General features: G+C 67.7%; 24 protein-coding genes. 15 read left to right on the top strand and 9 right to left on the bottom strand.

Annotation, left to right across the window (positions count from 1 at the left end; all coding sequences use genetic code 11):
* The first annotated feature begins 136 nt into the window (after nt 1-136).
* The 3 genes from DSHI_RS15410 to DSHI_RS15400 all read left to right on the top strand — a co-directional run bounded on the left by DSHI_RS15410 (nt 137) and on the right by DSHI_RS15400 (nt 5,067).
* Entirely contained in the window at nt 137-1,345 is a 1,209-nt protein-coding gene (locus DSHI_RS15410; RefSeq protein WP_012179698.1) for an efflux RND transporter periplasmic adaptor subunit, read from the top strand.
* On the top strand, nt 1,342-4,569 hold the full coding sequence (locus tag DSHI_RS15405; RefSeq protein WP_012179697.1) for an efflux RND transporter permease subunit: 3,228 nt from the start codon (nt 1,342-1,344) through the stop codon (nt 4,567-4,569). Before DSHI_RS15410 ends, DSHI_RS15405 begins: the two co-directional genes overlap by 4 nt.
* 102 nt (nt 4,570-4,671) lie before the next feature.
* Nucleotides 4,672-5,067 (top strand): hypothetical protein, encoded by a 396-nt coding sequence (locus DSHI_RS15400; protein WP_012179696.1) that lies wholly within the window; start codon nt 4,672-4,674, stop codon nt 5,065-5,067.
* A gap of 18 nt (nt 5,068-5,085) precedes the next feature.
* On the opposite strand, the gene DSHI_RS15395 is transcribed toward DSHI_RS15400, so the two are convergent.
* Nucleotides 5,086-5,310, bottom strand: coding sequence for a DUF1674 domain-containing protein (locus DSHI_RS15395; protein WP_012179695.1), 225 nt, complete (start codon nt 5,308-5,310; stop codon nt 5,086-5,088).
* Between the two features lie 103 nt (nt 5,311-5,413).
* Here DSHI_RS15395 and DSHI_RS15390 point away from each other — a divergent pair, with 103 nt between their 5' ends.
* The 7 genes from DSHI_RS15390 (at nt 5,414) to DSHI_RS15360 (ending at nt 11,412) form a co-directional block, all read left to right on the top strand.
* Nucleotides 5,414-6,745: an RsmB/NOP family class I SAM-dependent RNA methyltransferase gene (locus DSHI_RS15390; protein WP_012179694.1), complete on the top strand. Its 1,332-nt coding sequence runs from the start codon at nt 5,414-5,416 to the stop codon at nt 6,743-6,745.
* A 68-nt stretch (nt 6,746-6,813) separates the two neighbouring features.
* Nucleotides 6,814-8,532, top strand: coding sequence for a heparinase II/III family protein (locus DSHI_RS15385; protein ID WP_012179693.1), 1,719 nt, complete (start codon nt 6,814-6,816; stop codon nt 8,530-8,532).
* A 342-nt stretch (nt 8,533-8,874) separates the two neighbouring features.
* Entirely contained in the window at nt 8,875-9,207 is a 333-nt protein-coding gene (locus tag DSHI_RS15380) for an AtpZ/AtpI family protein (RefSeq protein WP_012179692.1), read from the top strand.
* A 3-nt stretch (nt 9,208-9,210) separates the two neighbouring features.
* Nucleotides 9,211-9,957 (top strand): F0F1 ATP synthase subunit A, encoded by a 747-nt coding sequence (locus DSHI_RS15375; RefSeq protein ID WP_012179691.1) that lies wholly within the window; start codon nt 9,211-9,213, stop codon nt 9,955-9,957.
* A gap of 63 nt (nt 9,958-10,020) precedes the next feature.
* Nucleotides 10,021-10,245, top strand: coding sequence for a F0F1 ATP synthase subunit C (locus DSHI_RS15370; protein WP_012179690.1), 225 nt, complete (start codon nt 10,021-10,023; stop codon nt 10,243-10,245).
* Between the two features lie 77 nt (nt 10,246-10,322).
* Nucleotides 10,323-10,847 (top strand): F0F1 ATP synthase subunit B', encoded by a 525-nt coding sequence (locus tag DSHI_RS15365; RefSeq protein ID WP_012179689.1) that lies wholly within the window; start codon nt 10,323-10,325, stop codon nt 10,845-10,847.
* Nucleotides 10,848-10,851: 4 nt separating this feature from the next.
* The gene (locus DSHI_RS15360) at nt 10,852-11,412 is read left to right on the top strand and encodes a F0F1 ATP synthase subunit B (protein ID WP_012179688.1); all 561 of its coding nucleotides are present in this window, start codon (nt 10,852-10,854) and stop codon (nt 11,410-11,412) included.
* A gap of 62 nt (nt 11,413-11,474) precedes the next feature.
* Here the strand turns inward: DSHI_RS15360 and DSHI_RS15355 are convergent, their stop codons facing one another.
* From DSHI_RS15355 to DSHI_RS15345, 3 genes are all read right to left on the bottom strand, one after another.
* Entirely contained in the window at nt 11,475-12,242 is a 768-nt protein-coding gene (locus DSHI_RS15355; RefSeq protein WP_012179687.1) for a FadR/GntR family transcriptional regulator, read from the bottom strand.
* A 55-nt stretch (nt 12,243-12,297) separates the two neighbouring features.
* Nucleotides 12,298-12,924, bottom strand: a complete 627-nt coding sequence (locus DSHI_RS15350) for a YiaD family glycine zipper/OmpA-like lipoprotein (protein ID WP_012179686.1) — start codon at nt 12,922-12,924, stop codon at nt 12,298-12,300.
* 106 nt (nt 12,925-13,030) lie between these two features.
* The gene (locus DSHI_RS15345; RefSeq protein ID WP_012179685.1) at nt 13,031-13,894 is read right to left on the bottom strand and encodes a methylated-DNA--[protein]-cysteine S-methyltransferase; all 864 of its coding nucleotides are present in this window, start codon (nt 13,892-13,894) and stop codon (nt 13,031-13,033) included.
* Nucleotides 13,895-14,005: 111 nt separating this feature from the next.
* On the opposite strand from DSHI_RS15345, the gene nth reads away from it, so the two are divergent.
* Nucleotides 14,006-14,650, top strand: coding sequence for an endonuclease III (nth, locus tag DSHI_RS15340; protein ID WP_012179684.1), 645 nt, complete (start codon nt 14,006-14,008; stop codon nt 14,648-14,650).
* Nucleotides 14,647-15,648, top strand: a complete 1,002-nt coding sequence (locus DSHI_RS15335) for an adenosine kinase (protein WP_012179683.1) — start codon at nt 14,647-14,649, stop codon at nt 15,646-15,648. The genes nth and DSHI_RS15335 overlap by 4 nt, the downstream gene beginning before the upstream one ends.
* A gap of 182 nt (nt 15,649-15,830) precedes the next feature.
* Here DSHI_RS15335 and DSHI_RS15330 read toward each other — a convergent pair whose 3' ends face one another.
* Together DSHI_RS15330 and DSHI_RS15325 are read right to left on the bottom strand one after the other, a co-directional pair.
* Complete coding sequence (locus tag DSHI_RS15330) at nt 15,831-17,288, bottom strand: aldehyde dehydrogenase family protein (RefSeq protein WP_012179682.1); 1,458 nt, start codon at nt 17,286-17,288, stop codon at nt 15,831-15,833.
* Nucleotides 17,289-17,314: 26 nt separating this feature from the next.
* Nucleotides 17,315-18,610, bottom strand: coding sequence for an acetylornithine deacetylase/succinyl-diaminopimelate desuccinylase family protein (locus DSHI_RS15325; RefSeq protein WP_012179681.1), 1,296 nt, complete (start codon nt 18,608-18,610; stop codon nt 17,315-17,317).
* A 105-nt stretch (nt 18,611-18,715) separates the two neighbouring features.
* On the opposite strand from DSHI_RS15325, the gene DSHI_RS15320 reads away from it, so the two are divergent.
* Nucleotides 18,716-18,979 (top strand): hypothetical protein, encoded by a 264-nt coding sequence (locus DSHI_RS15320; protein ID WP_044028055.1) that lies wholly within the window; start codon nt 18,716-18,718, stop codon nt 18,977-18,979.
* Between the two features lies 1 nt (nt 18,980).
* The gene (locus DSHI_RS15315) at nt 18,981-19,634 is read left to right on the top strand and encodes a DUF1523 family protein (protein WP_012179679.1); all 654 of its coding nucleotides are present in this window, start codon (nt 18,981-18,983) and stop codon (nt 19,632-19,634) included.
* Between the two features lie 159 nt (nt 19,635-19,793).
* Here the strand turns inward: DSHI_RS15315 and DSHI_RS15310 are convergent, their stop codons facing one another.
* The 3 genes from DSHI_RS15310 to DSHI_RS15300 form a co-directional block, all read right to left on the bottom strand.
* Entirely contained in the window at nt 19,794-22,136 is a 2,343-nt protein-coding gene (locus DSHI_RS15310; protein ID WP_012179678.1) for an aldehyde dehydrogenase family protein, read from the bottom strand.
* 44 nt (nt 22,137-22,180) lie between these two features.
* Nucleotides 22,181-23,200, bottom strand: a complete 1,020-nt coding sequence (gene deoC, locus DSHI_RS15305) for a deoxyribose-phosphate aldolase (protein ID WP_012179677.1) — start codon at nt 23,198-23,200, stop codon at nt 22,181-22,183.
* Nucleotides 23,201-23,268: 68 nt separating this feature from the next.
* On the bottom strand, nt 23,269-24,120 hold the full coding sequence (locus DSHI_RS15300) for a helix-turn-helix transcriptional regulator (protein ID WP_012179676.1): 852 nt from the start codon (nt 24,118-24,120) through the stop codon (nt 23,269-23,271).
* Nucleotides 24,121-24,209: 89 nt separating this feature from the next.
* On the opposite strand from DSHI_RS15300, the gene DSHI_RS15295 reads away from it, so the two are divergent.
* Complete coding sequence (locus DSHI_RS15295) at nt 24,210-25,037, top strand: phytanoyl-CoA dioxygenase family protein (protein WP_012179675.1); 828 nt, start codon at nt 24,210-24,212, stop codon at nt 25,035-25,037.
* Nucleotides 25,038-25,043 lie beyond the last annotated feature (6 nt).

The following is a 25,043-nucleotide window of genomic DNA, read 5'->3' as shown; positions in this document are numbered from 1 at the left end:
GGCACATATACCTTTCGCACAGCCCCTGTGTCCCACCGCACGTAAAAATGACTACTGGGTCAGTTTGGCACTTGATTTAATGACGCGCAAGTCATTAAGTCGAGGCAACCCCAAGCCGCCGCCGGAGGTCGAACCCATGTCGCGCCCGTTTTCCCTGCTCAAGGACCTGTTCTGGGTCGTGTTCTCGGTGGCCCTCGTGGGTGGGGGCGTTCTGGGCTTCCAGTATCTTGGCGCGAACCGGGACGTGGTCGCGCCGCAGCCGGTGGAGCGGCCCGTGGCGCTTGTGGCGACCGAGGTGCTGACCCCCTATGACGGCGCCTTGCCGATCCGGGGCGACGGCTTCATCACCCCGTTCCGGCAAGTGGCCCTGTCGTCCCAGACCCAAGGCCGGATCGTGACGCTGCATCCGGCCATCGACGCCCGCGGGACCTTTGCCGAGGGCGATATCCTCGTGCGGCTCGACGAGCGCGCGGCGCAGGCCGCCCTGGCCCAGACCGATGCCAATATCGCCTCTACCCAGGCGCGGCTCGATCTGGTGGTCTCGCAGCTGGCGCGGGGCGAGACCCTGCGGGAACGGGGCATCATCTCGCAAGAGGCGCTCGATTCGCTTCTCAGCCAGCAGTCGGAGCTGACCGCGACCCTCGACAGCCTGCGGGCGGCGCGGGAAACCGCCCTTGTCACCCTGGACAATGCGCGGATCGCAGCCCCGTTTGCAGGGCGCGTGCTGCGCAAGACCGCCGAGATCGGCGCCGTGGTCAGCCCGGGCCAGGAGATCGCGGTGCTCTACAGCGATGGCGCGCTGGAGGTGACCGTCCCGCTGCGCCAGGCGGATGCCGCGCTGATCCCGGGCCTGTTCGAAGGTGCGGCGGTCCCGGCCGAGGTCCATGCGCGTTTCGCCGGGCAGGATGTGACCTGGGCGGCGGAGGTCGCCCGCGTGGACGCCGCGCTCGACAGCCGGACACGGTCGCTCAACGTCACCGTGCGGCTCAAGGCGCAGACCGGGGCGACCGCCGCGGGGGCGCTGCCGTCGGGCGCGCCACCGGCGCTGATCAACGCGTTTGCCAATGTCACCATCAGCGGGGCCGAGGTGCCGGGCGCCTATGCGATCCCCTCCACCGCCCTGCGCGATGGCGGCGCGATCTGGCTCTATGACGCCGGGGCGCTTGCCGTTGTGCCCGCCGCGTTGATCCACGTGGATGGCGAGCAGAGCTTCGTGCGGCTGGGCGCGCTGCCCGCAGGGGCGGAGTTGATCACCAGCCCGCTCGACACGGCGGTGGCGGGCATGGCGCTGCGCCGCGCGGCGGTGACCGAACGCACCGCCGCCCTGACGGAGCAGCCCCGATGAACCCGGTGATCAAATGGATGACCGAACACCCGGTCGCCGCGAACCTGACCATGGTGCTGGTGCTTGTGGTCGGGCTTCTGAGCCTGTTCGCCATCCCGCAGAAGACATTTCCGGACTTCACCCTCGAAGTGGTCGATATCCGCGTGGTCTATCCCGGGGCCTCCCCGGGCGAGATCGAGCAGAGCATCATCCGCCCGATCGAGGACCAGATCAGCGGCATCGACGGTGTGGACGAGGTCACCGCCACGGCGCGCGAAGGCTCCGGCCAGGTGTCGGTGGCCCTGCTGCTGGGGGCGGATGTGGCCGAGAAGCTCGACGAGGTGAAGACCGAGATCGACCGCATCACCACCTTCCCCGAGGATGCCGAGGAGCCGACCGTCACCCAACGCTCCAACCGCTCCCGCGCTTTGGAGATCGCGATTCACGGCCCGGTGCCGGAACAGGTGCTGAAGGAAGAGGCCGAGCGGCTGAAATCCGAGCTGACCCAGCTGCCCTCGGTATCCTTTGTCGAAACGGCGAACCTGCGCGACTACGAAATTTCCATCGAGGTGGACCGCGACACGCTCAATGCCTATGGGCTGACACTGGCGCAGGTCAGTCAGATCGTCGCTGCGAATTCGCTGGAACTGCCGGGAGGCGAGATCGAAACCGCGACCCTGTCGATCCCCCTGCGCACGCTCGGGCGGAACTACACCCGCGCGGATTTCGAGAACATCGTGGTGCTGACCAATGATGCAGGCGCCAAGGTGTTCCTGCGCGACATCGCGACGGTGATCGACGGGTTCGAGGACAGCGATATCTCCGCCCGGTTCGGCGGCAACCCTTCGGCCACGGTCAACGTGTTCCGCGTGGGCGACGAGCAGCTTCTGGATATCGTGTCGGATGTGAAGGTGCATCTGGACGAGAGTTTCCGCGCCTCCCTGCCGGCAGGGGTCGACGTGACCCTCTGGCAGAACGATGCGGACGAGTTGCAGAGCCGGCTCGACCTGCTGATCGAGAACGCGGTGCTGGGCCTGGCGCTGGTGGTGCTGTGCCTGACGCTGTTTCTCGACTTCCGGCTGGCCTTCTGGGCGGCGGCGGGGATCGCGGTCGCCTTTGCCGCCAGTTTTGCGGTGCTGAACACCATCGGCATGTCGATCAACATGATCTCGCTCTTTGGCTTCATTCTGGCCATCGGGATCGTGGTGGATAATGCCATCGTGATCGGTGAGAACATCTACAAGAACGGCGAGGCGGGGCTGAGCCCCATGGATGCCGCGGTCAAGGGCACCCAGCGCGTGGCGGTGCCGGTGGTGTTCTCGGCGCTCACCACGGTGGTGGCGTTCATGCCGCTCTTCGAGATGCCGGGCACGCTGGGCAAGTTCCTGGGCGATATTCCGGCGGTGGTGATCATCGTGCTGCTCTTGAGCCTGTTGCAGGCGCTCTTCATCCTGCCGCGCAACCTCAGCCGTTTGGACGTGTCGCCGAGCTATCGCCCCAATATCGTGCTGCGCGGGCTGAACGCGGTGCGCCGTGTGATCGACCGGGGCCTGCAATGGTTCATCGCCCGGCCCTTCGACGCGGCACTGCGGTTTGCCACGCGCTACTGGCTGGTGCCCATCGGGGCGGTGATCGGCATGATGATCGTGACCGTCGGGTTGCTGGCCCATGGATATGTGAAGTTCAATTTCTTCCCGGCGATCGACGGCAAGTTCGTCACCGCCAATATCGAGATGGTCGACGGCACCACCTTCGATCGAACCGAAACCGTGGCCGAGCAGGTCCGCGTCGCCGCCGTGCGGGCGGGCGACCGGATCGCGGCGGACCTGCCCATGGACGAGGCGGCGGTGGTCGAGAATATCGCCGTTGTGATCGGGCAGGGCGCCGGGGGCGGTGGTCCTGCGGGCGGCACGGCCACGACGGGGGCGACCCTGGCCAACGTTGTGGTGCGCGTCACCGATCCCGAGCTGCGCGACTGGCCGACCCGGGATTACGTCGCCGCCTGGCGCGACGAGATCGGCGATATCGCCGGGATCAAGGTGCTCGATGTGTCGTCGGCCCTGATCGACGCGGGCGATGCCATCGCGGTGGAGCTGTCCTTGCCCGACGGCCAGGACATTGCGCCGGTGGTGGACGCATTGCGCGAGGGGCTGCGGGGTATTCCCGGTGTGTTTTCGATCCGCGATGACCTGTCGGCCGGGCGGCTGGAGTACAAGCTGTCCCTGCGCGAGGATGCCCGTATCTACGGCGTGACCCTGTCGGACCTGGCCAGTCAGATGCGCAACGGCTTCTTCGGGATCGAGGCGACGCGGGTGCAGCGCGGCCGGGACGATGTGCGGGTCTTCGTGCGCCTGCCCGCGAACCAGCGTGACAGCCTCGCGGACCTTCTAGACTTCAAGATCCGCACCGCCGCGGGCGACCTGATCGCGCTGGGCGATGTGGCCGAGATCACCGAGGGGCTTGCCCCCACCGAGATCCTGCGCCGCAACGCCCGCACCATCACCACGGTCACCGCCGATGTGGATGCCTCGGTCATCACGTCCAGCGAGGCCAACGCGCTGATCACCGCCGAGCTGATCCCGCCCCTCGCGGCGCGTTACGAAGGCCTGATCGTGGAATTCGGCGGTGAACAGCGCACCCAAGGCGATGCGGGCACGGCCCTGGGCAAGGCGCTGGCCGTGGCGCTCTTCGTGATCTTTGCACTGCTGGCGCTTGTGTTCCGGTCTTACGTGCAGCCGCTGGTGGTGATGGTCGCGATCCCGCTGGGTCTGATCGGGGCGGTGATGGGGCACATGATCATGGGGCTGCCCCTGACGATCCTGTCGATCTTCGGGATCATCGGGCTGGCTGGTGTTGTGATCAACAACTCCCTGGTGATGATCGACCTCTACAACGAGTATCTGGACAAGGGCCACGCCCTGCGCGCCGCGGTGATCGAGGGCACGAAGGACCGGTTCCGGCCGATCCTGCTGACCTCGCTCACGACCTTCCTCGGGGTCTTTCCGCTGATCATGGAAACCTCGCTGCAGGCGCAGTTTCTGATCCCGCTGGCGGTGTCCATCGGCTACGGGGTGCTCTTCGGTACGGCGATCATCCTGCTGGCGGTTCCGGCGGTGTTCATCGCACAAGCCCGGGCGTTCGACCTGGTGGCGCGGCTCTTCGGAGCGGCCGCGCCGCAGCTGCCCGAACCCGCACCCGACCCCTTGCCTGCGTCCCGTCTCGCCTCGGTCCGGGCGGCGGAATAGCGCCGAGTGCGGCAGAACTCACGGTCCCGTGACGGGAAAAGTCATCCAGACGGCACATCTTTGCGTAATCCTTTTGAACCTCTTGCGTGAAGGAGCAAAGACATGGGTTTCCAGAAGCCTCTGACGGCCTTGGCGGCGATGGCCGCAGCACTTGTGCTCGGCACGCCCAGCCTGGCCAGTGACGACTTCCAGCGCGTCCAGAGCGAAACCGAATTCGTGGAGATCGTCGCTGGGCGCGAACTGGCAATTGTGCGGCCTTTCTACCTGCGCAATGCGATCAAGCTGCAGGTCCGCCCCGAGGGGGAGATCGCCGGGACCGCCCTGCGCAAGCCGGTGACCGGCGCGTGGAGCTGGCAGAACGGGTATTTCTGTCGCGAGATGACCTATGGTGACAACTCCATCGCGCCGAATTGTCAGCTTGTCGCCGTGAAAGGTGACGAGGTGCGGTTCATCGCAGACCAGGGGGCGGGCGATCGGGCGGATTTCCGGCTCGACTGATCCCGACGGGCTGCGCGATCAGAAATCGATCGCGATGCCCTTTTTCTCCCAATCCCCATAGCGCACGGGTTCTGGCCCGTTCCGACCGCCAAGCTCGGGGGGAAACTCCCGGGCTTTTTCCTTGGCCTTGCGCGCATCGGCTTCTGCGAGCGCCCGGCGCGCGGGTTCTGGCAGGGCTGCGCGGCGCGCGGCTTCCTCCGGGCTGAGGGCCGGGGGCTGGTCGGGTGTTTCGCTGTCGGTCATGGCAGGGCTCCGTCTCGGGGCGTGGGCTGCTTGTCTCGCGCCTGGGGTTGATATACCCCCGCGCGATCCGCAGACAAGCGCGGTGCAACAAGGAGACGCAGCCGTGGCCACCCCCGCCCTCGATCCCGCACGGGCCGCCGCCCTGGCCCTTTTGGCGGGTGTGCTGTCCGAGCGCATGTCCCTGGCCGACCAGACCGCCCACCCCAAAGGGCCTTTTGCGGAGTGTGCCCCGGCGGAGCGTGCCCGGGCGCAGCGGCTGGCCACCGGCGTGCTGCGCCACCTGCGGACCTGCGACCAGATGCTCGGGCCGCACCTTCGCATGCCGCCCTATCCCGCGATCCACAATATTTTGCGGCTCGGCGCCTATGAGCTCTGCGCGCTGGGCGAGGCCCCGCACGGGGTCGTCCATGCCGCGGTCGACCTGGCCCGGGCCGAGGACCCGCAAAGCCGCGCGCCGGGGCTGGTCAACGCGGTGCTGCGCAAGGTCGCCGATCTCGGCCCCGCGCTTTGGGCCGCGGCGCCGCCCGCGCAGCTGCCCAAGCCGTTCCGCAAGGGGTTGGTCAAGGTTTGGGGCAACAAGACCGTTATCGGTTTCGAGGCCGCCCACGGGGCGGGGGCGCCACTGGACCTGACCCTGCGCGATCCGTCCGAAGCCGCGCTCTGGGCTGATCGGCTCGGGGCGGTGGTGCTGCCCACGGGGGGGCTGCGCCTGTCCGATGCGGGGCAGGTCAGCCAGCTGCCGGGCTATGCCGAGGGCGCGTGGTGGGTGCAGGATGCCGCGGCGAGCCTGCCCGCGCGTGCGCTCGGGCCCGTGGTCGGGGCGCGGGTGCTGGACCTGTGCGCAGCACCGGGGGGCAAGACCCTGCAACTGGCCGCGGCGGGGGCGCAGGTTACCGCGCTCGATATCTCGGACGCGCGTGTGGCGCGGCTGCGGGAGAACCTGGCCCGCACGGGGCTGGCGGCGGAGGTCGTGATCGCGGACGGGCTGACCTATGCCGCCGAAACGCCGTTCGATGCGATCCTGCTCGATGCGCCTTGCTCGGCCACGGGGACGATCCGGCGGCACCCGGATCTGCCCTTCCTGCGCGACCTGAGCGATCTGTCGGACCTGACGGCGTTGCAGGCCGGGCTGCTCGACCGGGCGGTGGGGCTGTTGCGGCCCGGTGGGCGGCTGGTCTTTGCCACCTGTTCGCTCTTGCCTGCCGAAGGGGAAGACCAGGTCGCCGCGGCGCTGGCGCGCCATCCGGGCCTGGCGCAAGTGCCGCTGAGCGACCTGGCCGGTAGCGCGGCGGAGTGGCTGACCGACACGGGCGCCCTGCGCCTGCGACCGGATTTCTGGGCCGAGCGCGGCGGGCTGGACGGGTTCTTCATCGCGGCGCTCGCAAAACCGGGGTACGCGCGTTTTGGCCATGACTCGGGGTCCGGCACATCCTAGAGTGCGCCCCGGGCAACAGGACCCGACCCAACACCACAGCTGAGAAAACCACCGAAAAGACAGGGGCAATGGCGGGCAGTCTGCAACAGGACCTTTCGCGGTCGACGGGCTCGCGTTCCCTCGGCCACAGGGTCATGGACGGGTTCCATGCCCGGCTGGCGCGGTTCGGGCGTCCGGCCACGGCCTTCGTGTCGACGCCGGAGCCGACGAGCTTCGGCGATCCGGCGCGGGGGCGGCAGTTGCTGGCGGGCAATCACCTGATCAATGGCGAGGTGATCACCGCGCCGGGCGTGTCGCTGTGGGAGATTGCCGAGAACGCGCCGGGGCGCGATGCGCTGCTGCTGCATGATTTCAAATGGCTGGATGATCTCGCGGCCCTGGGCGGCCCGGCGGCACAAGGGCTGGCGCAGACCGCGCTGGGCGAGTGGATCGCGCGTTACGGGACCGGGCGTGGGCCGGGCTGGACCCCGGACCTGACCGCGCGGCGGATGATGCGCTGGATTTCCCATGCGGTGATGTTGCTGGGCGGGGAAGGATCGCGCCTGTCGCCGGGGTTCTTCCGGTCGCTCGGGCAGCAGGGCGTATTTCTCAGCCGCCGCTGGAAGACCGCCGCGTCGGGGCGCGCGCGGTTCGAGGCGCTGGCCGGGATGATTTACGCGGGGATGAGCCTGCGCGGGCTGGAGGGGCGGGTGGATGCCGCCGCCGCCGCCCTCGACCGGGCCTGCGCGGCGGAAATCGACGGGCAGGGGGGGCTCGCCTCTCGCAACCCCGAAGACATGCTGGAGGTGCTGCTCCTGCTGACCTGGGCCGCGGACGCGTTGGAGGAGCGGGGCCGCAGTCCGAGCGTGGAGCAGGTGCGCGCCATCGCCCGGATCGCGCCGTCCTTGCGTGCGCTGCGTCACGGCGATGGCGGGCTGGTACGTTGCCACGGCGGCGGGCGCGGCGCGGCAGAGCAGGTGGCGCAGGCGCTGGCCCGAACCGGGATTGTCGCGACCTCGGATGCGACGCTGGTGATGGGCTATGCCCGGCTGGCGGCGGGCAGCACCACGCTGATCCTCGATGCCGCGGTGCCGCCGCGGGGGGCAGGGGCGCTCTCGGCCCATGCCAGCACGCTCGCCTTCGAGATGACCTCGGGCCGGTTCCCGATCGTGATCAATTGCGGCTCGGGGGCGAGTTTCGGGGCGGAGTGGCGCCGGGCCGGGCGTGCGACTGCGTCCCATTCCACCCTGGGGATCGACGGCACCTCTTCCTCCCGGCTGGAGCCGCGGGCGCGGCGGCGGGGCCAGGAGGAGGCCCTTCTCGACGTGCCCACGCGGGTGACGGTGGAGGCGTTCGATACGTCGCCGCATCTGCGCGGGCTGCTGCTGACCCATAACGGTTATGACCCGACCCACGGTTTGACCCATGCAAGGCAGGTGCAGTTGAGGGCCGATGGGCGGATGCTGGAGGGCACCGATACGCTGGCTGCGCTGGAGCCCGGCGCACGCCTGCGCTGCGACCGGGCGATGACGGCGGCGGGCGGCGCGGGGCTGGCCTTCACGGTGCGGTTCCACCTGGCCCCCGAGGTGGAGGCGCAGGTCGACATGGGGGGCACCGCGGTGTCGTTGCTGCCGGGCGGTGACGAGGTGTGGATCTTCCGGGCGCGGGGGGCGCGGATGGCGCTTGCCCCCAGCGTCGCGCTCGAACGCGGGCGGCTGAAGCCCCGCGCTACCCGGCAGATCGTGCTGACCGGGCGGCTTCTGGATTACGCCACGGAGCTGGACTGGTCGTTCACCCGGGTGAGCTGACCGGTCTTGAACGGCGCGCCTGCGGCGCAGGGGATACCTGGCCCTGCGGGCCGTTCGGGGGCGCTGCCCCCGCCGCGCTATGCGCGTCTCCCCCGGAGTGTTTTCACGCAGATGAAGGGAGGGGCGGCGCGCCCGGTGGTGGGCATGTGGGTCAAGATCAACCGGATGGTTGAATGTGCCAAGGGGGCGAGGCGGCGCTGACGACCGGGTGGCCAGCTTGTCGCACCAATGAATTATTACACATTATCAATTTGTTACGGGATTCACGCGCCGCGACGCAGCGCGTTGACTCTGCCCCATCCCTCGGCCTAGCTTGCGCGCAACAACGCGGAGACGTGCGGTATGGCTGACGGGCCTGAGGAGCACCGCCTGCGGGCGCTGGAGGAGAGGATCGCGGCGGCCAAGAAGGCGCAGGCCCCTGCTCCGGCGAAGGACGAACATTACAGCCTGGCGCAACACGCCTGGCGCATGGTGGTGGAGCTTGTGGCCGGTCTCGGGATCGGCTTCGGCATCGGGTACGGGCTGGACAGCCTGTTCGGCACAACGCCGATCCTCCTGGTGCTTTTTACATTGCTGGGGTTTGCGGCGGGGGTGCAGACGATGATCCGCTCCTCGAACGAGATCCAGGCACAGAGACTGAAGGCGGAGCGTTCCGCCGAAGACGAAGGGGACTGAAACGTGGCGACCGAAGAAGGCACCGGCCTCACATTCTATCCGATGGATCAGTTCATCGTGTCTCCCCTGTTCGGGGATGGACCGGTGCACTTCTACACCCCGACCAACGTGACCTTGTGGATGGCCCTGGCCGTGGCGGCGATCGCGCTTCTGCTGGTGGCGGGGACCCGCGGGCGCGCTGTGGTTCCGAGCCGGGCGCAGTCGATTGCCGAACTGGCCTACGGGTTTGTCTACAAGATGGTCGAGGACGTGACCGGCAAGGACGGGATCAAGTATTTCCCGTATATCTTCACGCTCTTCATGTTCATCCTGGTGGCCAACTTCCTCGGGCTGATCCCGATGAGCTTCACCACCACCTCGCATATCGCGGTGACCGCGGTGCTGGCGCTGGCGGTGTTCATCACCGTGACCGTGATCGGTTTCGTCAAGAACGGCGCGGGTTTCCTGAGCTTGTTCTGGGTGGCCTCCGCGCCCCTGGCGCTGCGCCCGATCCTCGCGGTGATCGAGATCATCTCCTACTTCGTCCGTCCGGTCAGCCATTCCATTCGTCTGGCGGGCAACATGATGGCGGGCCACGCGGTTCTGAAGGTGTTCGCGGGCTTTGCCCAGGTGGCGGCCGTAGCCCCCATCGCGATCATCGGCGTCATGGCGATCTACGGGCTCGAAGTTCTGGTGTCGGCCATCCAGGCCTACGTCTTCACCATCCTGACCTGCGTGTATCTCAAGGACGCACTGCACCCGCATCACTAAGACAACCGGCGGGGGCGACCCCCGCCTCCGCAACTCAGCAATTCCATCGTAAGGAGACATATCATGGAAGGCGAACTCGCACATATCGGCGCAGGCCTGGCAGCAATCGGTTCCGGCGCAGCCGCAATCGGTGTGGGCCACGTGGCAGGCAACTTCCTGGCAGGTGCTCTGCGGAACCCGTCGGCAGCCGCCGGCCAGACCGCGACCCTCTTCATCGGCATCGCGTTCGCAGAAGCTCTGGGGATCTTCGCATTCCTCGTTGCTCTGCTGCTGATGTTCGCCGTCTGATCTTTCCCAAGCCATCCTTACGGTCGGGTCAGCCTCAAACGGGCTGATCCGATGGATTGAGGGCCAAGGAGGGACGTATGGCAACCGAAGCAACAGGGGCCGTCGAGGCCGCGCCGGGGATGCCCCAGCTCGACTTCTCGACCTTTCCCAACCAGATTTTCTGGCTGATCATCACGCTCGTCGCGATCTACCTGATCCTGACGAAAGTGGCCCTGCCGCGGATCGGATCCGTTCTGGCGGAACGCAGCGGCACGATCACCAACGATCTGGCGGCGGCCGAAGAGCTGAAGCTCGCGGCGGTCGAGGCGGAGAAAGCCTATAATCAGGCGCTGGCCGATGCCCGTGCCGAAGCGCAGAAGATCGTCGCCGAAGCGCGGGCCGAGATCCAGGCGGATCTCGATGTGGCCACTGCCAAGGCGGATGCGGAGATCGCGGCCAAGTCCGCCGAAGCGGAGAAGGCCATCGCCGAGATCCGCGAAGGCGCCATGGCCAGCGTGACCGAGGTCGCGACGGACACTGCGCAAGCGTTGGTCGCCGCGTTGCTGCCCAGTGCCAAGGATGCGGATGTCTCCGCCGCCGTGGCTGAGCGTGTGAAAGGGTAATGGCATGAAAAAGCTACTCCTGCCTGCCCTGCTGACCTTCAGCGCCACACCGGCGCTGGCAGCGAAGGGGCCTTTCTTCTCGCTGGCGAATACCGACTTCATCGTCCTGATCTCGTTCATCGCCTTCATCGGGGTGTTGGTCTATTTCAAGATCCCCGGCATCCTGAGCGGCATGCTCGACAAGCGGGCCGAGGGCATCAAGGCCGAGTTGGAAGAGGCCAAGGCCCTGCGCGAAGAAGCGCAGACGCTGCTGGCCTCCTACGAGCGCAAGCAGCGCGAGGTGCAAGCCCAGGCGGATGCCATCGTGGCTACGGCCAAGGAAGATGCCGAGGCCGCAGCGGCTCAGGCGAAGGTCGACCTCGAAGCTTCCATCGCACGCCGGTTGGCCACCGCCGAGGACCAGTTGGCGTCGGCTCAGGCCGCTGCGATCAAAGAGGTCAAGGACAAGGCCGTAACGGTCGCGATTGCCGCCGCTGCGGACGTGATCTCGTCCAAGCTGGGCAAGGCCGAGCTGAATGCGCTGAACGCCGATGCGATCAAGGAAGTGAAAGCCAAGCTGCACTGATCCGCATCACGGAACCACGTGGAAAACCCGGCCTCCGTGCCGGGTTTTTTGCTGTTCGGGGCTCAGCGGGCCTGTTCGTGCTCGTAGCGCTGGCGCGCGATTTCCTCGTTCTTTTCCATCTGGCGCCAGTCCGCGAGGGAGCCTTCGACGAAATCCAGATGGTGCTGCACCGCCCCCCGCGCGGCCTGGGGATCGCGGGCCTGCAAGGCGGCGTTGATCGCCCGGTGCTGTTCTAGCAGCTGATCCCGTGTGGCGCGCTGCTTGAACATGATCTTGCGGTTGTAGAACACGCCTTCGCGCAGCAGGTCGAACATTGACCGCATCATGTGCAGCATGATCACGTTGTGGCTGGCCTCGACAATCGCCAGGTGGAACTCCGCGTCGAGCATGGATTCCTCGTCCGGGTTGCGCTTGGAGTGGGCCGCTTCCATCTTGCGGAAGATCGTGTCGACCACCTTGAGGTCCGTCTCGGAGCCGAGCCGGGCGGCCCGGTCCGCCGCCAGCCCCTCCAAGTCGCGGCGGAAGGCAAGATAGTCGAACACCGCCTCGTCATGCTTGGCGAAAAGCTGGATCAGCGCGTCCGAGAAGGCGGAGCCGAGCACATCGGCCACGAATACGCCCGCACCCGCGCGGGTCTCCAGCAGCCCACGGGTCTGCAACTCGGCCAGTGCTTCGCGCAGGGACGGACGGGAGACACCGAGCTTCTCGGACAGCTCCCGCTCCGAGGGGAGCCGCTCTCCGGGCCGCAGAATGCCGCGCAGAACGAGTTGTTCGATCTGGCGAATGACCGAGTGCGAGAGTTTTTCCGACTGGATACGCTGGAATGGCATGGCGCTCTCCCTGATTGGTCAATTGATATGACCACTGGGGGCGCGCTGCAAGCGCTTAGCGGGGCGTTATGATGATCTCCACCCGGCGGTTCTGTGCGCGCCCGGCCTCGTCCAGGTTCGATGCGATGGGTTGATCCTCGCCCCGTCCGAAGGCGACGACCCGCGACGACGGCACCCCGTTCTGCAAAAGAATCGCCGCGACCGCGCTGGCGCGCCGCTGGGACAGCTCCTGGTTGTAGCCCGCAGAACCGGTGTTGTCGGTGTGGCCTACGACCTGCACCGTGGTGTCGGGATAGTCGAGCAGGTTGCGCGAAAGCGCCGCCAGATCCGATTGCAGGGTGGATTGCACCACCGCACTGTCCACGGCAAACAGGATATCCTGCGGCATGGTCACCACCAGCTCGGAGCCGGTGTTGACGATCTGCACAGCGTCATTGCCGAGTTCGGCCTGCAGGTCCCGGGCCTGGCGGTCCAGCATGTCGCCGATGGCCGCGCCAACGCCCGCCCCGACCACGGCACCGATCAGGGCCTTTTCCCGATCCTCGGTCGCCCCGAGCGCGCCCCCGGCCAAAGCCCCGATTGCCGCGCCGGTGGCCATGCGGCGGTTGTCTTCGGTCACGGTGCAGGCGCTCAGCGCAAGCAGGCTCGCACAGGCGGCGATCAGGGGTACATGTACTCGCATAGGGCTCGTCCTCGATAGGTTTTGTTTGTCCGCATATCGGGTCAGTCGCGCCGGATATTCAATAGCAGACGGCGCAAGCCCACGGTCGCGGCGCCCTTTTGCCGGTTCAGCCGGCCTGTTCCAGAAGCGCGGCCTCCTGGGCCAGCATGGCGCGTTTGACCGGCAGGCCCCAGTGATAGCCGCCCAGTCCGCCTGATTTGCGCAACGCGCGGTGGCAGGGGATAAGCCAGCTGACCGGATTGCGCCCCACGGCGGTGCCCACGGCGCGCACGGCCCGGGGGGATCCGATGGCTTCGGCAATCTCCGAATAGGTTGTGACATGGCCCGAAGGGATGCGCAGCAGCGCCTCCCACACCTTGATCTGGAATGGCGCCCCGATCAGGTAGAGAGGCGCGCGGGCCAGATCTCCATCCCCCGCGCCGAAGGCCGCCACCGCCCAGGGCCGGAGCCGCGTCGGGTCCTCCACATACCGCGCCTTGGGCCAGCGCGCGACCATGTCGGCCATGGCGGCGTCGGTGCCGGTTTCGGCGGCGAACGCGATGCCGCAGATCCCCTTGTCGGTGCCCATGACCAGCGCGGGTCCGAACGGACTGTCGAACCAGCCCCAGCGGATCGTCAGCCCCGCGCCCTTGCGGGCGAACTCGCCGGGGCTCATGGCCTCCCAGGTCACGAAAAGATCATGGAGCCGCCCGGAGCCGGACAGTCCCAATTCCCCCGCCGCCTCCAGGGTGGTGAAGCGGTCGGCCAGCAGGGCCTTGGCATGATCGAGCGTCAGGTATTGCTGATACCGTTTGGGCGACACGCCGACCCAGGCCGAAAACGTACGCTGCAAATGGGCCGGACTCATCCCGATCCGGCCCGCCAGATCGTCGAGCGGCAGGGGTGTGCCCCCGGCGGCATCGATCTCTTCGATGGCGCGGCGGATCACGCCGTAATGGTAGCGGTCGTCTGCGGTCTCGGGGTCACTCATCTCGGGCCTCCTGTGACGCCCAAGGTAATCCGCCCCCCGCGCCCCCGCGACCCGAATTTTGCGCATTTGGCCCGCTTGCCCCGCGCGGGCGCATTGGGCATACCGGCGCGGATGGCCAAGCAACTCGATTATCATACGATCCGCGAGATCTTCACCCGGTTCCAGGCCGCCGAGGCCGAGCCCAAGGGCGAGTTGAACCATGTCAACGCCTACACCCTGGTTGTGGCCGTAGCGCTTTCGGCACAGGCCACGGATGCGGGCGTGAACAATGCCACCGAGGCCCTGTTCAAGATCGCCGATACGCCCGAGAAGATGCTGGCCTTGGGCGAAGAGGGCGTGATCCAGCATATCAAGACCATCGGGCTGTATCGCAACAAGGCCAAGAACGTCATCAAGCTCAGCCGCATTCTGGTCGAGCAGTATGGCGGTGAGGTGCCGAATTCCCGCGCGGCACTCGAGAGCCTGCCGGGGGTGGGCCGCAAGACCGCCAATGTGGTGCTCAACATGTGGTGGGGGCATCCGAGCCAGGCCGTGGACACCCACATCTTCCGCGTCGGCAACCGCAGCGGCATCTGCCCGGGCAAGGACGTGGTCGCGGTCGAACGCGCCATCGAAGACCACATCCCCGTCGATTTCCAGCACCACGCCCATCACTGGCTGATCCTGCATGGCCGCTACATCTGCAAGGCGCGCAAACCGGCCTGCGGGGCCTGCCTGATCCGCGATCTCTGCCAATTCGAGGACAAGACCGAATGAGTGACACTTCCAAGGACCCTTACCAGGTGGTGGGGATCGGCAATGCCATTGTCGATGTTCTGGCCCAGACCGATGACAGCTTTCTCGACCATATGGGGATCGAGAAAGGCATCATGCAACTGGTCGAACGGCCCCGGGCCGAGATGCTTTATGCCGCCATGTCCGACCGGGTGCAGGCTCCGGGCGGGTCGGTGGCCAACACGCTCGCCGGATTGGGCGAACTGGGCTTGCGCTGCGCGTTTATCGGGCGGGTGAAGGACGACACGCTGGGCCGGTTCTATGCACAGGGGATGGAGGCCGAGGGCACCGCCTTTCCGAACCCGCCACAGCAGGTGGAGGCACCCACGTCCCGCTCGATGATCTTCGTGACCCCGGACGGGGAGCGGTCGATGAACACCTATCTCGGTGCCGGTGCCGATCTCGGCCCCGAAGATGTGCCGGAGGCGGTGTTTGCCCAGGTCGGGCTGCTGTTTCTCGAAGGCTACCTCTTCGACAAGGTGCCCGGAAAGGCCGCGTTCGAGGCCGCGGCGCGCTATGCGCGCGGGGCGGGGGGGCATGCGGGGATCACCCTGTCCGATCCGTTCTGCGTGGACCGGCACCGGGCGGATTTCCAGCGCCTCGTGGCCGATGAGCTGAACTTCGTCATCGGAAACGAGCATGAATACATGGCGCTGTACGAGACCGAGGACCTCGGGGCCGCGCTTGCCCGCGCTGCGTCGGTCTGCGAGCTTGTGGTCTGCACTCGGTCGGGTGACCCGGTGGTGATGATCCGCGGCGACGCGCGCGTCGAGGTGCCGGTCACACGGGTTGTGCCGGTGGATGCGACCGGGGCAGGGGACCAGTTCGCCGCCGGGTTCCTCTACGGGCTGGCAACGGGCAAAAGCCTCGAGGTCTGTGGCCGCATGGGCGTGATTGCCGGATCCGAGGTGATCAGCCATTTCGGCGCGCGTCCCAAGACGGATGTCCGCGCGCGTTTCGTCGCCGAGGGGCTGCTCTAGGGACGGTGCCGGGGCAAGCGGTTTCGAAACCGCTTGGGCGCCCGGTTGTGGGCACTCGGCGCAGGAGCGGCCGTAATTCGGCTTGAGTCGTTGCGCGATCGGGGCGTCACAAATGGGCTGCCCTGTCCGCGAAGGGCTGCAAGCGGCTTCGAAGCGGCTTGGCCCGTGGCCCGCGCGGGTCCCTAGCCGTGATGGGTCGCCACCGTCTTGAGTTGCGAGAAGCCGAAAAGCGCCTCGAACCCCTTCTCGCGCCCATGGCCGGACTTGCCCACCCCGCCGAAGGGCAGCTCGACCCCGCCGCCCGCGCCATAGGTGTTCACAAAGACCTGCCCGGCGCGCAGTCGCTTCGGCATCCGCATTTGGCGCGCGCCGTCGCGGGTCCAGATGCCCGCGACGAGGCCAAACTCCGTGCCATTGGCCAGCGCGATCGCCTCTTGCTCGGTCTCGAAGCGCATCAGGATCTGCACCGGGCCGAAGATTTCCTGCTGCGCCAGCGGGTGATCGGCGGCAATCCCGCCCAGCAGGTGGGGCAAGACGTAACACCCGCCCTCGGGCGCCTCTGGCAGCAGATGCCCGGTGGCGAGGATCTGGTCCGGTTGGGCCTGCGCCAGCATTGCCGAGACGCGCGCCTTCTGCTTCGGCGAGATCAGCGGACCGACTGCCGGATCGCTCAGGGCGGGACCCACGGTCAGGGCGCGATAGGCCTCCGCCATACGGTCCGCGACCGCGTCGAATACGTCCGTCTGCACCAGGATGCGCGCCGCCGCCGAACAGGTCTGGCCCGCGTTCTGCACCCCGCCTTTCACCAGAAACGGCAGGGCGGCGTCGAGATCGGCATCGGCGAACACGATCTGGGGAGACTTGCCGCCCAACTCCAGTGTCACCGGTGTGATGTGACGCGCCGCGGTCGCCTGCACTTCCGCGCCCACGGGGACCGAGCCAGTGAAACTCAGGTGATCCACGCCCGGGTGATCCGACAGGGCCGCGCCCGCCTCGGCCCCGAGCCCGGTCACCACGTTCAGCGCGCCGGGGGGCAGGCCCGCCGCCTCGGCCAGTCGCGCGAAGGCCAGCGCGGTCAGGCAGGCATCCTCGGCCGGTTTCAACACGCAGGCATTGCCCATGGCCAGGGCCGCGCCCACTGAACGGCCGATGATCTGCATCGGGTAGTTCCAGGGCACGATGTGCCCGGTGACCCCGTGCGGCTCGCGCAGGGTGTAGACGGTATAGCCGCTCTGATAGGGGATCGTTTCCCCCATGACCTTATCCGCGGCCCCGCCGTAGAATTCCAGATACCGCGCCAGCGCCAGGGCATCGGCGCGGGCCTGGGACAGGGGCTTGCCCACGTCGCGGGCCTCCATCTCCGCCAGGCGGTCGACCTCACCCGCCACCAGCGCGCCAAGTCGGGTGAGGCACCGCCCGCGCTCGGTCGCACTCATCCGGCCCCAATCGCCGTCCAGTGCGGCCCGGGCCGCCGCAACCGCCCGGTCGATCTCTGCAGCACCCCCGCGGGCGATCTGCGCCAATGGCGTGCCATCGGACGGGTCGATCACCTCCAGCGTGTCGGCGCAGCGCTGCCACACCCCGCCGATCAGGATCTCGTCGCCGGGAAATCCCGGATCGTATGTCGGTCTGTCCAGCATGGCCCCCTCCTTTGCCCGGCGCGAGGTTACGAACCCGGCTGCGGCACCACAAGCAGGTCCTGCAGCGTCAGGGCCATCACCTTGGCGCTGTCGACCATGTCGTCGATCCCCACCCATTCGTCCGGCTGGTGGGCCAGGTCGAGGATCCCCGGCCCATACGCGATGCAGTTCTTCAGCCGCCCGATCCGGTCGATATGTTTCTGGTCATAGGTGCCCGGGCTGACCACGTAATCCGGCTGCCGCGCCAGCACCCGCTCGATGGACGCCGCGACCGAGCGGACCACGGGCGCGTCCCGGTCCGCCATGGTGGGCTGCACCTCGAAAAGCTCGCGGATCTCGTACTCGAAACTGGGTCGGGTGGCCTTCACCCGCTCCAGCAGCGCCGTGATCTCGGCCTTCACCTCCGTGATGTCCTCTTCGATCAAAAACCGCCGATCGAGCACGATCCGGCAGCGGTCCGCGACGCAGGGCGCGGGCAGGCCGGTGTAATCCGCGTCCTGCTCCGGTTCGCCGCCATGGACAGAATTGATGTTCAGGGTGGACTGTCGCGCGCCCTCGGGCACCACGGGCATCTTGGTGCGCTTGGTGGCGAGCAGGGGATAGAGCACCGTCTCGATCTCGTGCAGCACCGCGCCCATGTGGCGGATCGCGCTGTCGCCCAGAAACGGCATGGAGCCATGGGCGATCCGGCCCTTGGTCTCGACCTCCGCCCACCAGACGCCGCGATGGCCGAGGCAGATGCGGTCCTTGTTGAGCGGCTCGGGGATGATCACATGCTGCACACGCTCAGGCGAGAACCAGCCCTGTTCAGCGAGGTACGCCACCCCGCCGAAGCCGCCCGATTCCTCGTCCGCGGTGGCACTGATCTCGATGGCGCCGGAAAACTCCGGGTGGGTGGCGATGAACGCCTCCGCCGCGATGACCGAGGCGGCCAGCCCGCCCTTCATGTCGCAGGCCCCGCGGCCATAGACGCGGCCGTCCCGCACCTCCCCGCCGAACGGGTCCATGGTCCAGCCATGGCCCACCTCCACCACGTCATGGTGCGAATTGAAATGCACGCAGTCGCCCGGGCCCCCGCCCTCGTAGCGTGCCACGAGGTTCCAGCGGGGGTAGCGTTCGCTGTCGGCGGGGGCACCCGTGGCGCGCACCAGCTCGCACCGGAACCCCAGAGGCGCGAGTCGTGCCTCCAGAAAGGCACAGATGTCGTGATAGTGCCGGCCAGGCGGGTTCAGGGTCGGGATCCGGATCAGATCCCGGGTCAGCGCCACCAGATCGGCGCGCCGGGCGCTCACCGCATCGGTCAGGGAGGTTTCGTCGGGCATGGCCGCAGCCTAGGCCCCGGGCCGGGCAGGCTCAAGCGCCGTTGCGATCCAGCCCGCGCGCCCCACATATGCAGCAGGCAACATCCACAGGGCAGGGAGCACGACATGGCCGTCGCACGGGTTGGATTGATCGTTTTTATGGTGCTGGCAGTGGCACACATCGTGGCGGCCATGCTACAGCGGTCACGGAAATCGGCGGAACTGGAACGTCGGTGGATCGAGGAAGGCCAACCCGGCACATGGGCGGCCTATGAAAAAGAGGGGCTGGCCCCCCTGGAGCGGTCGCTGCGCCAGCGGTTGATCTGGGGCGTCTATGCCTTTCCGGCTGCCCTCGTGGGCATGCTGGCGATTTTGACGAATTGGGACTGACATGTTTTGGACCTATCTGCGCTGGACGCTGAAACTCACATTGTTGGTGCTGATAGGGGGGCTTCTGCATTATGTGCTGCCCCAGCACGATGTGGTGCGGATCGTGGACGCCTATGAGCGGCGGATCGACTTCACCGACAACAACCGGATCTTCTGGGCCCAGCCCGACAGTGGCGCGCCGGTGGCGGACAATCGCGATGTGCGCTTCATCGATGCGGTGCGGCCCAACGGCAAGCAGATCGTCTATCGCAACGAGGACACGAACTGGAGCTGGCCGTTCTATTTCAAGTTCGACTCAAGCGACCTGAATGCGGCGGCCAAGGACCTGGTCTCCACCGCCGAGGAGCCGACCTGGGTGATCATCCGGCACTACGGCTGGCGGTCCAATTTCTTCTCGATCTTCCCGAACGCGGTGCATCTGACGGTGACGGACACGCCAGATCCGCGGATCATCCCGTGGTTCAACATCGCGTTCTTCCTTGTGCTGGCCCTGATCGGGCTGCGGATCTGGCGCTGGTGGGTGAATTTCCACGAGGACCGGATCGAGCCGCTGGTGGATGACGTGGTGATCGCCATGCACCGGGCCGAGGACAAGGCTGACCGGACCGGCGGGCGGATCGCGCGTTGGTGGGATCGGGTACGCGGTCGCGCCTGACGTCGGCAGAACTGGCGACCGAGGAACCGGGCGCTGCCCCGGACCCCGGAGTATTTTTCCAAAGATGAAAAGGGCTGCGCGCCTCCGGTCGACCAAGGGACGGGTCCGGATGCGGGGGCGCGTTAACCTTAACGGGGGCCAAGGGAGGTGGAGCGGGGCTTAGGCGCCGTAGGGCACCCAGATCGTCTTGGTTTCTGTCGCTTGCGCCAGGAAGCTGCGCGCGTCCACCTGCATCCAGTCGCGCGCCCGGCCGTGATTGACCCATGTTCGCTTGAGGTTGCCTGCGGCCTCCGCTTCGATCGTGGTGGAAATGTCCGCACCTGAGAAGCTCCAGACCGCGTCGACGCCGAGATGGCTGGCCAGCGGTTTGGCCAGGGCCTCATGCGCGCCGGTGACGATGTTGACCACGCCCGCGGGCACATCCGACGTGTCGAGCACCTGGTAGAGGTCGGTTGCCGCCAGCGGGAAGGGCTCGGACGGCACCAGCACCAGCCGGTTGCCCATCGCAAGGGCAGCCCCGAGGATCGACACCGCACCCAGGAGCGGCGCGTCATCCGGCGCGAAGGCCCCGATCACGCCGACGGGTTCCGGCATGGCCAGGGCGACCCCGCGGATCGGCACCGGCTTGACCGCCCCATCATACTTGTCCGCCCAGGCCGCATAGGTGAAAAGCCGGTCGATGGCCGCCGACACCTCTGCTTCGGCGCGGGGGACGCGGCTGCCGGTCATTTCGGCGATCCGGGTGGCGAATTCTTCGGTGCGGGCGGACAGGTTCTCGGCCACGTAGTAGAGGATCTGCGCCCGCAGATGCCCGGTGGTCCGGCCCCAGCTTGCAGCACCGGTGGCGGCTTCGACGGCGTTGCGGATGTCCTTGCGGCTGCCCTCGGGTGCATGGCCCAGCAGTACGCCCTTGGGGGACCAGACGGGGCGGGAGTACCCGCTGTCAGGCCGGGCCTGCTTGCCGCCGATATACATCTTGGCGGTGCGATCGAGACCGCCGGGCTTCGGCGCTGCCGGGGCCGGGATCGCCGCCACCGGTACCAGCGCCTTGGGGGGCGCCGCTTGCTTGGTATAGGCGCGCAGGCCTTCCCAGCCGCCCTCCCGCCCGAAGCCGCTCTCGCGCACCCCGCCGAACCCCGCTGCTGCGTCGAACAGGTTGGTGGCATTCACCCAGACCACGCCCGCCGCCAGCTTCGGCGCGATGTCCAGGGCGCGGTTGATATTTTCAGACCACAGGGTCGCGGCCAGTCCGTAGCGCGTGGCATTGGCCACCTCCACCGCCTCGGCGGGCGTGCGGAAGGTGGTCGCGACCAGCACAGGCCCGAAAATCTCGTCCCGCATCAGCGGATCGGCGGGCTCAAGCCCGGTGATCAGGGTGGGTGGATAGAACGCGCCCTCCGCCGGAACCGTGCCGGGCTGGTGCACCTCCCCGTTACTGCCCGCGACCATCTCGGCCACCTTGGCGCAGTGCGCCGGGTCCACCATCGCGCCCACGTCGATGCACTTGTCGAGCGGATCGCCGATGCGCAGGGTCGCCATCCGCGCGCGCAGCTTGGCGTAGAACGCCTCTGCGATGCCTTCCTGCACAAGCAGTCGCGAGCCCGCGCAGCACACCTGCCCCTGGTTGAACCAGATCGCGTCCACCAGCCCCTCGACCGCCGAATCGAGATCCGCATCCTCGAACACGACGTAGGGCGACTTTCCGCCCAGCTCGAGCGTCAGCGCCTTGCCCGTGCCTGCCGTGGCGCGCCGGATCTCCCGGCCCACGTCGGTCGAGCCGGTGAAGGCGATCTTGTCCACGCCGGGATGCGACACCAGCGCGGCCCCCGTCGCCCCGTCTCCGGTGACGATGTTCACCACCCCCGGCGGCACCCCCGCCTCGCCGCAGATCTCGGCGAAAAGCAATGCCGTCAGGGGCGTCCATTCCGCAGGCTTCAACACCACCGTGTTGCCCATGGCCAGCGCGGGCGCGATCTTCCACGCCAGCATCAACAGCGGGAAGTTCCACGGCACGATCTGCCCGCAGACCCCCACCGGCACCCGGTCTGGCAGTTCATCCTCCATCAGCGCGGCCATGCCCGCATGGTAGTAGAAGTGTCGCTGCGCCAGGGGGATGTCGATGTCCCGGCTCTCGCGGATGGGCTTGCCGTTGTCGAGTGTCTCCAGCACCGCGAAAAGGCGTGAATGTTTCTGCAAGAGCCGCGCAATTGCATAGAGCACCCGCGCCCAGCCCTGCCCGCCCAATCGCGCCCAGGCGGGCTGCGCGCGGCGTGCGGCGGTCACGGCGGCCTCGATATCCGCCTCCGTGCCCTGGGTGACCTGCGCCAGTTCCGTGCCCCGGGCCGGATTGCGGGTGGCAAAGGTCTTGCCCGGTGCCTGAAACGTGCCGCCGATGAACACACCGAAGCGTCGGCCATGGCGATCGAGCCAGGCCTGCGCGGGCCCGTCATCCTCGGGCGCGGGGCCGTACTCCATGGTCTCGAAGATCTCCTTGACCGTCATCGCACCGCCCCCTTCATTGTTCTGAAAATACTCAAGCCGCGCCCTCAGCCCAGCGCGTGCCGGTGCGTCGCGGAATAGGCGCCGGTGACGTGGTGCTCCAACTGCCGCTCGATATCGCCCAAGAGAGACGAGGCCCCGAACCGGAACAGATCCGGCTGCAGCCACCGATCGCCCAGCTCTTCCTTGATCAGGCTGAGGTAGACCAGCGCATCCTTGGCCTTGGAGATCCCGCCCGCAGGCTTGTAGCCGACCTTCACCCCCGTCGCGGCCTCATAGTCCCGGATCGCCCGGATCATCACGAGGCTCACGGGCAGGGTGGCATTCACGCTCTCCTTGCCGGTGGAGGTCTTGATGAAATCCGCGCCCGCCATCATGCAGACAAGGCTCGCGCGGGCGACGTTGCCCAGGTCCCCCAACTCGCCCGTGGCCAGGATCGCCTTCACATGGGCGTCGCCGCAGGCCGCGCGAAACGCCCGCATCTCGTCATAGAGCGCTTGCCAATTGCCGGTCAGGACATGGCGGCGCGAGATCACGATGTCGATCTCGGCAGCCCCCGCCGCAACGCTTTCCTCGATCTCGGCCACGCGCAGGTGGAAGGGCGACAGGCCGGCGGGAAACCCGGTGGAGACGGCGGCGACGGGGATGCCGGAGCCCTCCAGCGCCTCGACCGCCACGTGGACCATGTCGTGATAGACGCAGACCGCCCCGGTGGTGACCGGCCCCATGCCGAGCGCGGCCAGAACCTCCGGTGCGACGGGCTGGCGCGCCTTGGCACATAGCCGCCGCACCCGGCCAGCCGTGTCGTCGCCCGCCAGCGTGGTCAGGTCGATCAACGTGACCGCCTTCAGCAGCCAGGCCGCCTGATGGTCCTTCTTGACCGATCTCCGCCCGGGCAGGCTTGCGGCCCGGCGTTCCACGGCCGAGGTGTTCACTGCCGCCGACCGCACCCAGTCGAGGTCCAGCGGAAGCCCCGGATTGCGGGGCAGAACCGTGTCGGGCAGGTGCCCCCGGTGCAGGTCGATCTGTTGGCCCGTGGTCGTGGTGTCCGTGGGGGTGCTGCTCACGGCATGGTCTCCTCTTCTCCCTGCGAAGGCTGACATGGGGGCGGAGAAGGCGCAAGCACGCCGCACCGTCACCCGCGCGGGGCCGGGCGGGCGGGCTGGACCACCTCGTGGCGATGGGCCCGGCGCCAGCGCGCGGGCGACGTGCCGTAATGGGCCTTGAAGAGCGCCTGGAAATGGCTTGGCGTCTCGATTCCGCAGGCCTCCGCGATCCGCGTCAGGCTCATATCAGTGCTGGTCATAAGGCGCGATGCATGGGCCATTCGGCGGGCATTGATCCATTCGGTCGGGCTGGCGCCCAGATGCGTGCGGAATGCCCGGGCGAGATAAGCAGGCGACTTGCCCGCGACATCCGCCAGCGCCCTTGGTCCGCGGGTGAAAACGGCGGGGTCCTCGGCAGCGCGCAGCGTTCGGGTCAGCCAGCCGGGCAGGCCCCCGGGCAGGGCGGGCAACGGGCGGAGGATGCGCGTGTGCAACTCCAGCAGCAGCGCCTCCACCGCCAAACGGCTGCGCAGCCCTTCCTCCAGGCGCGCCAGCGCCCGGGCCAACATCCCCGCCTGCTCGGCGTCGAGGGCAAGGGTCACGGGGCGCGCCGCATCGCTCCAGAACGTGCGCCCATCCAGTTCCGGGTAGCGCGCGACCAGGTGGGCGAGGCTGTCGGGGGCCACCAGCAGGTTGATCAGACTGGCCGGGCCGCCGAGCCCGTGGCGATCTTTTGGACGCACGAAGCACAGGGACCGCGCGGGCAGCGCCTCCCGCGTCCCGTTGATGCGATGTCGGACCGTGCCGCCGGTGACAAGGAACAGCTCATGGAAATCCTGGCCATGGGGGGCGGGCATCGGTCCGTCCTCCAGTGTCACGCGCGCGAAATGGCATGCCACGGGCGGCGACAGGTAATCGCGATGGCGCAGGATCAGGGGCATCGGGTGTCAACACAGAGGATATTTTGGGAAATTTACAGTCGGATCCGTTGCTCTACCAGAGAAATACTAACCGCGAAAGGAGCCTTGCCATGCTCGACACGCCCCCCGACCTGTCCTTTGCCCCTGTCCGTACCCCGGCCCCGGCGACCCTGAACGCGGCCCAGATCGACCACTACAACCGCGAGGGCTACCTCACCGGTCTGCGCGCCTTCCCGCCCAGCGTCGCGGAGGCGAATCGCGTGATCTTCGACGGGCTTCTGGCGGGGCTCGGGCGCGAGGGCGCCTATGCGATCAACTGCTACCAGGCCCGTGCCCAGGCGATCTGGGACCTCTGCACGGCCCCCGCGATCCTTGATGTGGTCGAGGACCTGGTGGGGCCCAACGTGATCTGCTGGGCGTCGCATTTCTTTTGCAAGCTGCCGGGCGATCCGAAACACGTCCCCTGGCATCAGGACGCCGCCTTCTGGCATCTGGCGCCCGCGCGCACGGTCACGGTGTGGCTGGCCATCGACGATGCGGATGCCGAGAACGCGGCGATGCAATTCATTCCCCGCAGCCACGACAAGGGCGCGCTGGACTGGCGGGCGTCCGAGGGCGGGGTACTGAACAAGGAACTGGTGGATGCCGAGAGGCTGGGCGCACCGGTCACGAACGCCCTGCGCGCTGGCGAGATGTCGGTTCACGCGGACATGCTGGCCCATGGTTCGGCCGCGAACCTGAGCGACCGGCGCCGCTGCGGTCTGACGATCCGCTACTGTCCGCCGGAGGTGCGCATCACCGACCCGGTCTGGGCACGGGGGATCGAGGCGATCCTCTGCCGCGGCACGGATCCGACGGGCCATTGGCGCCACCATGCGCGGCCCCGGGGCAACGATGTCTCGCCGGAAAACAGCCCCCGCAACCTGGGCGGCAACTGAGTCCAC

It is taken from the genome of Dinoroseobacter shibae DFL 12 = DSM 16493, from assembly GCF_000018145.1.
Taxonomy (GTDB): Bacteria; Pseudomonadota; Alphaproteobacteria; order Rhodobacterales; family Rhodobacteraceae; genus Dinoroseobacter; species Dinoroseobacter shibae.
The sequence above is the reverse complement of the archived record's forward strand: the minus strand, read 5'-3'. Positions and strand labels throughout refer to the sequence as shown.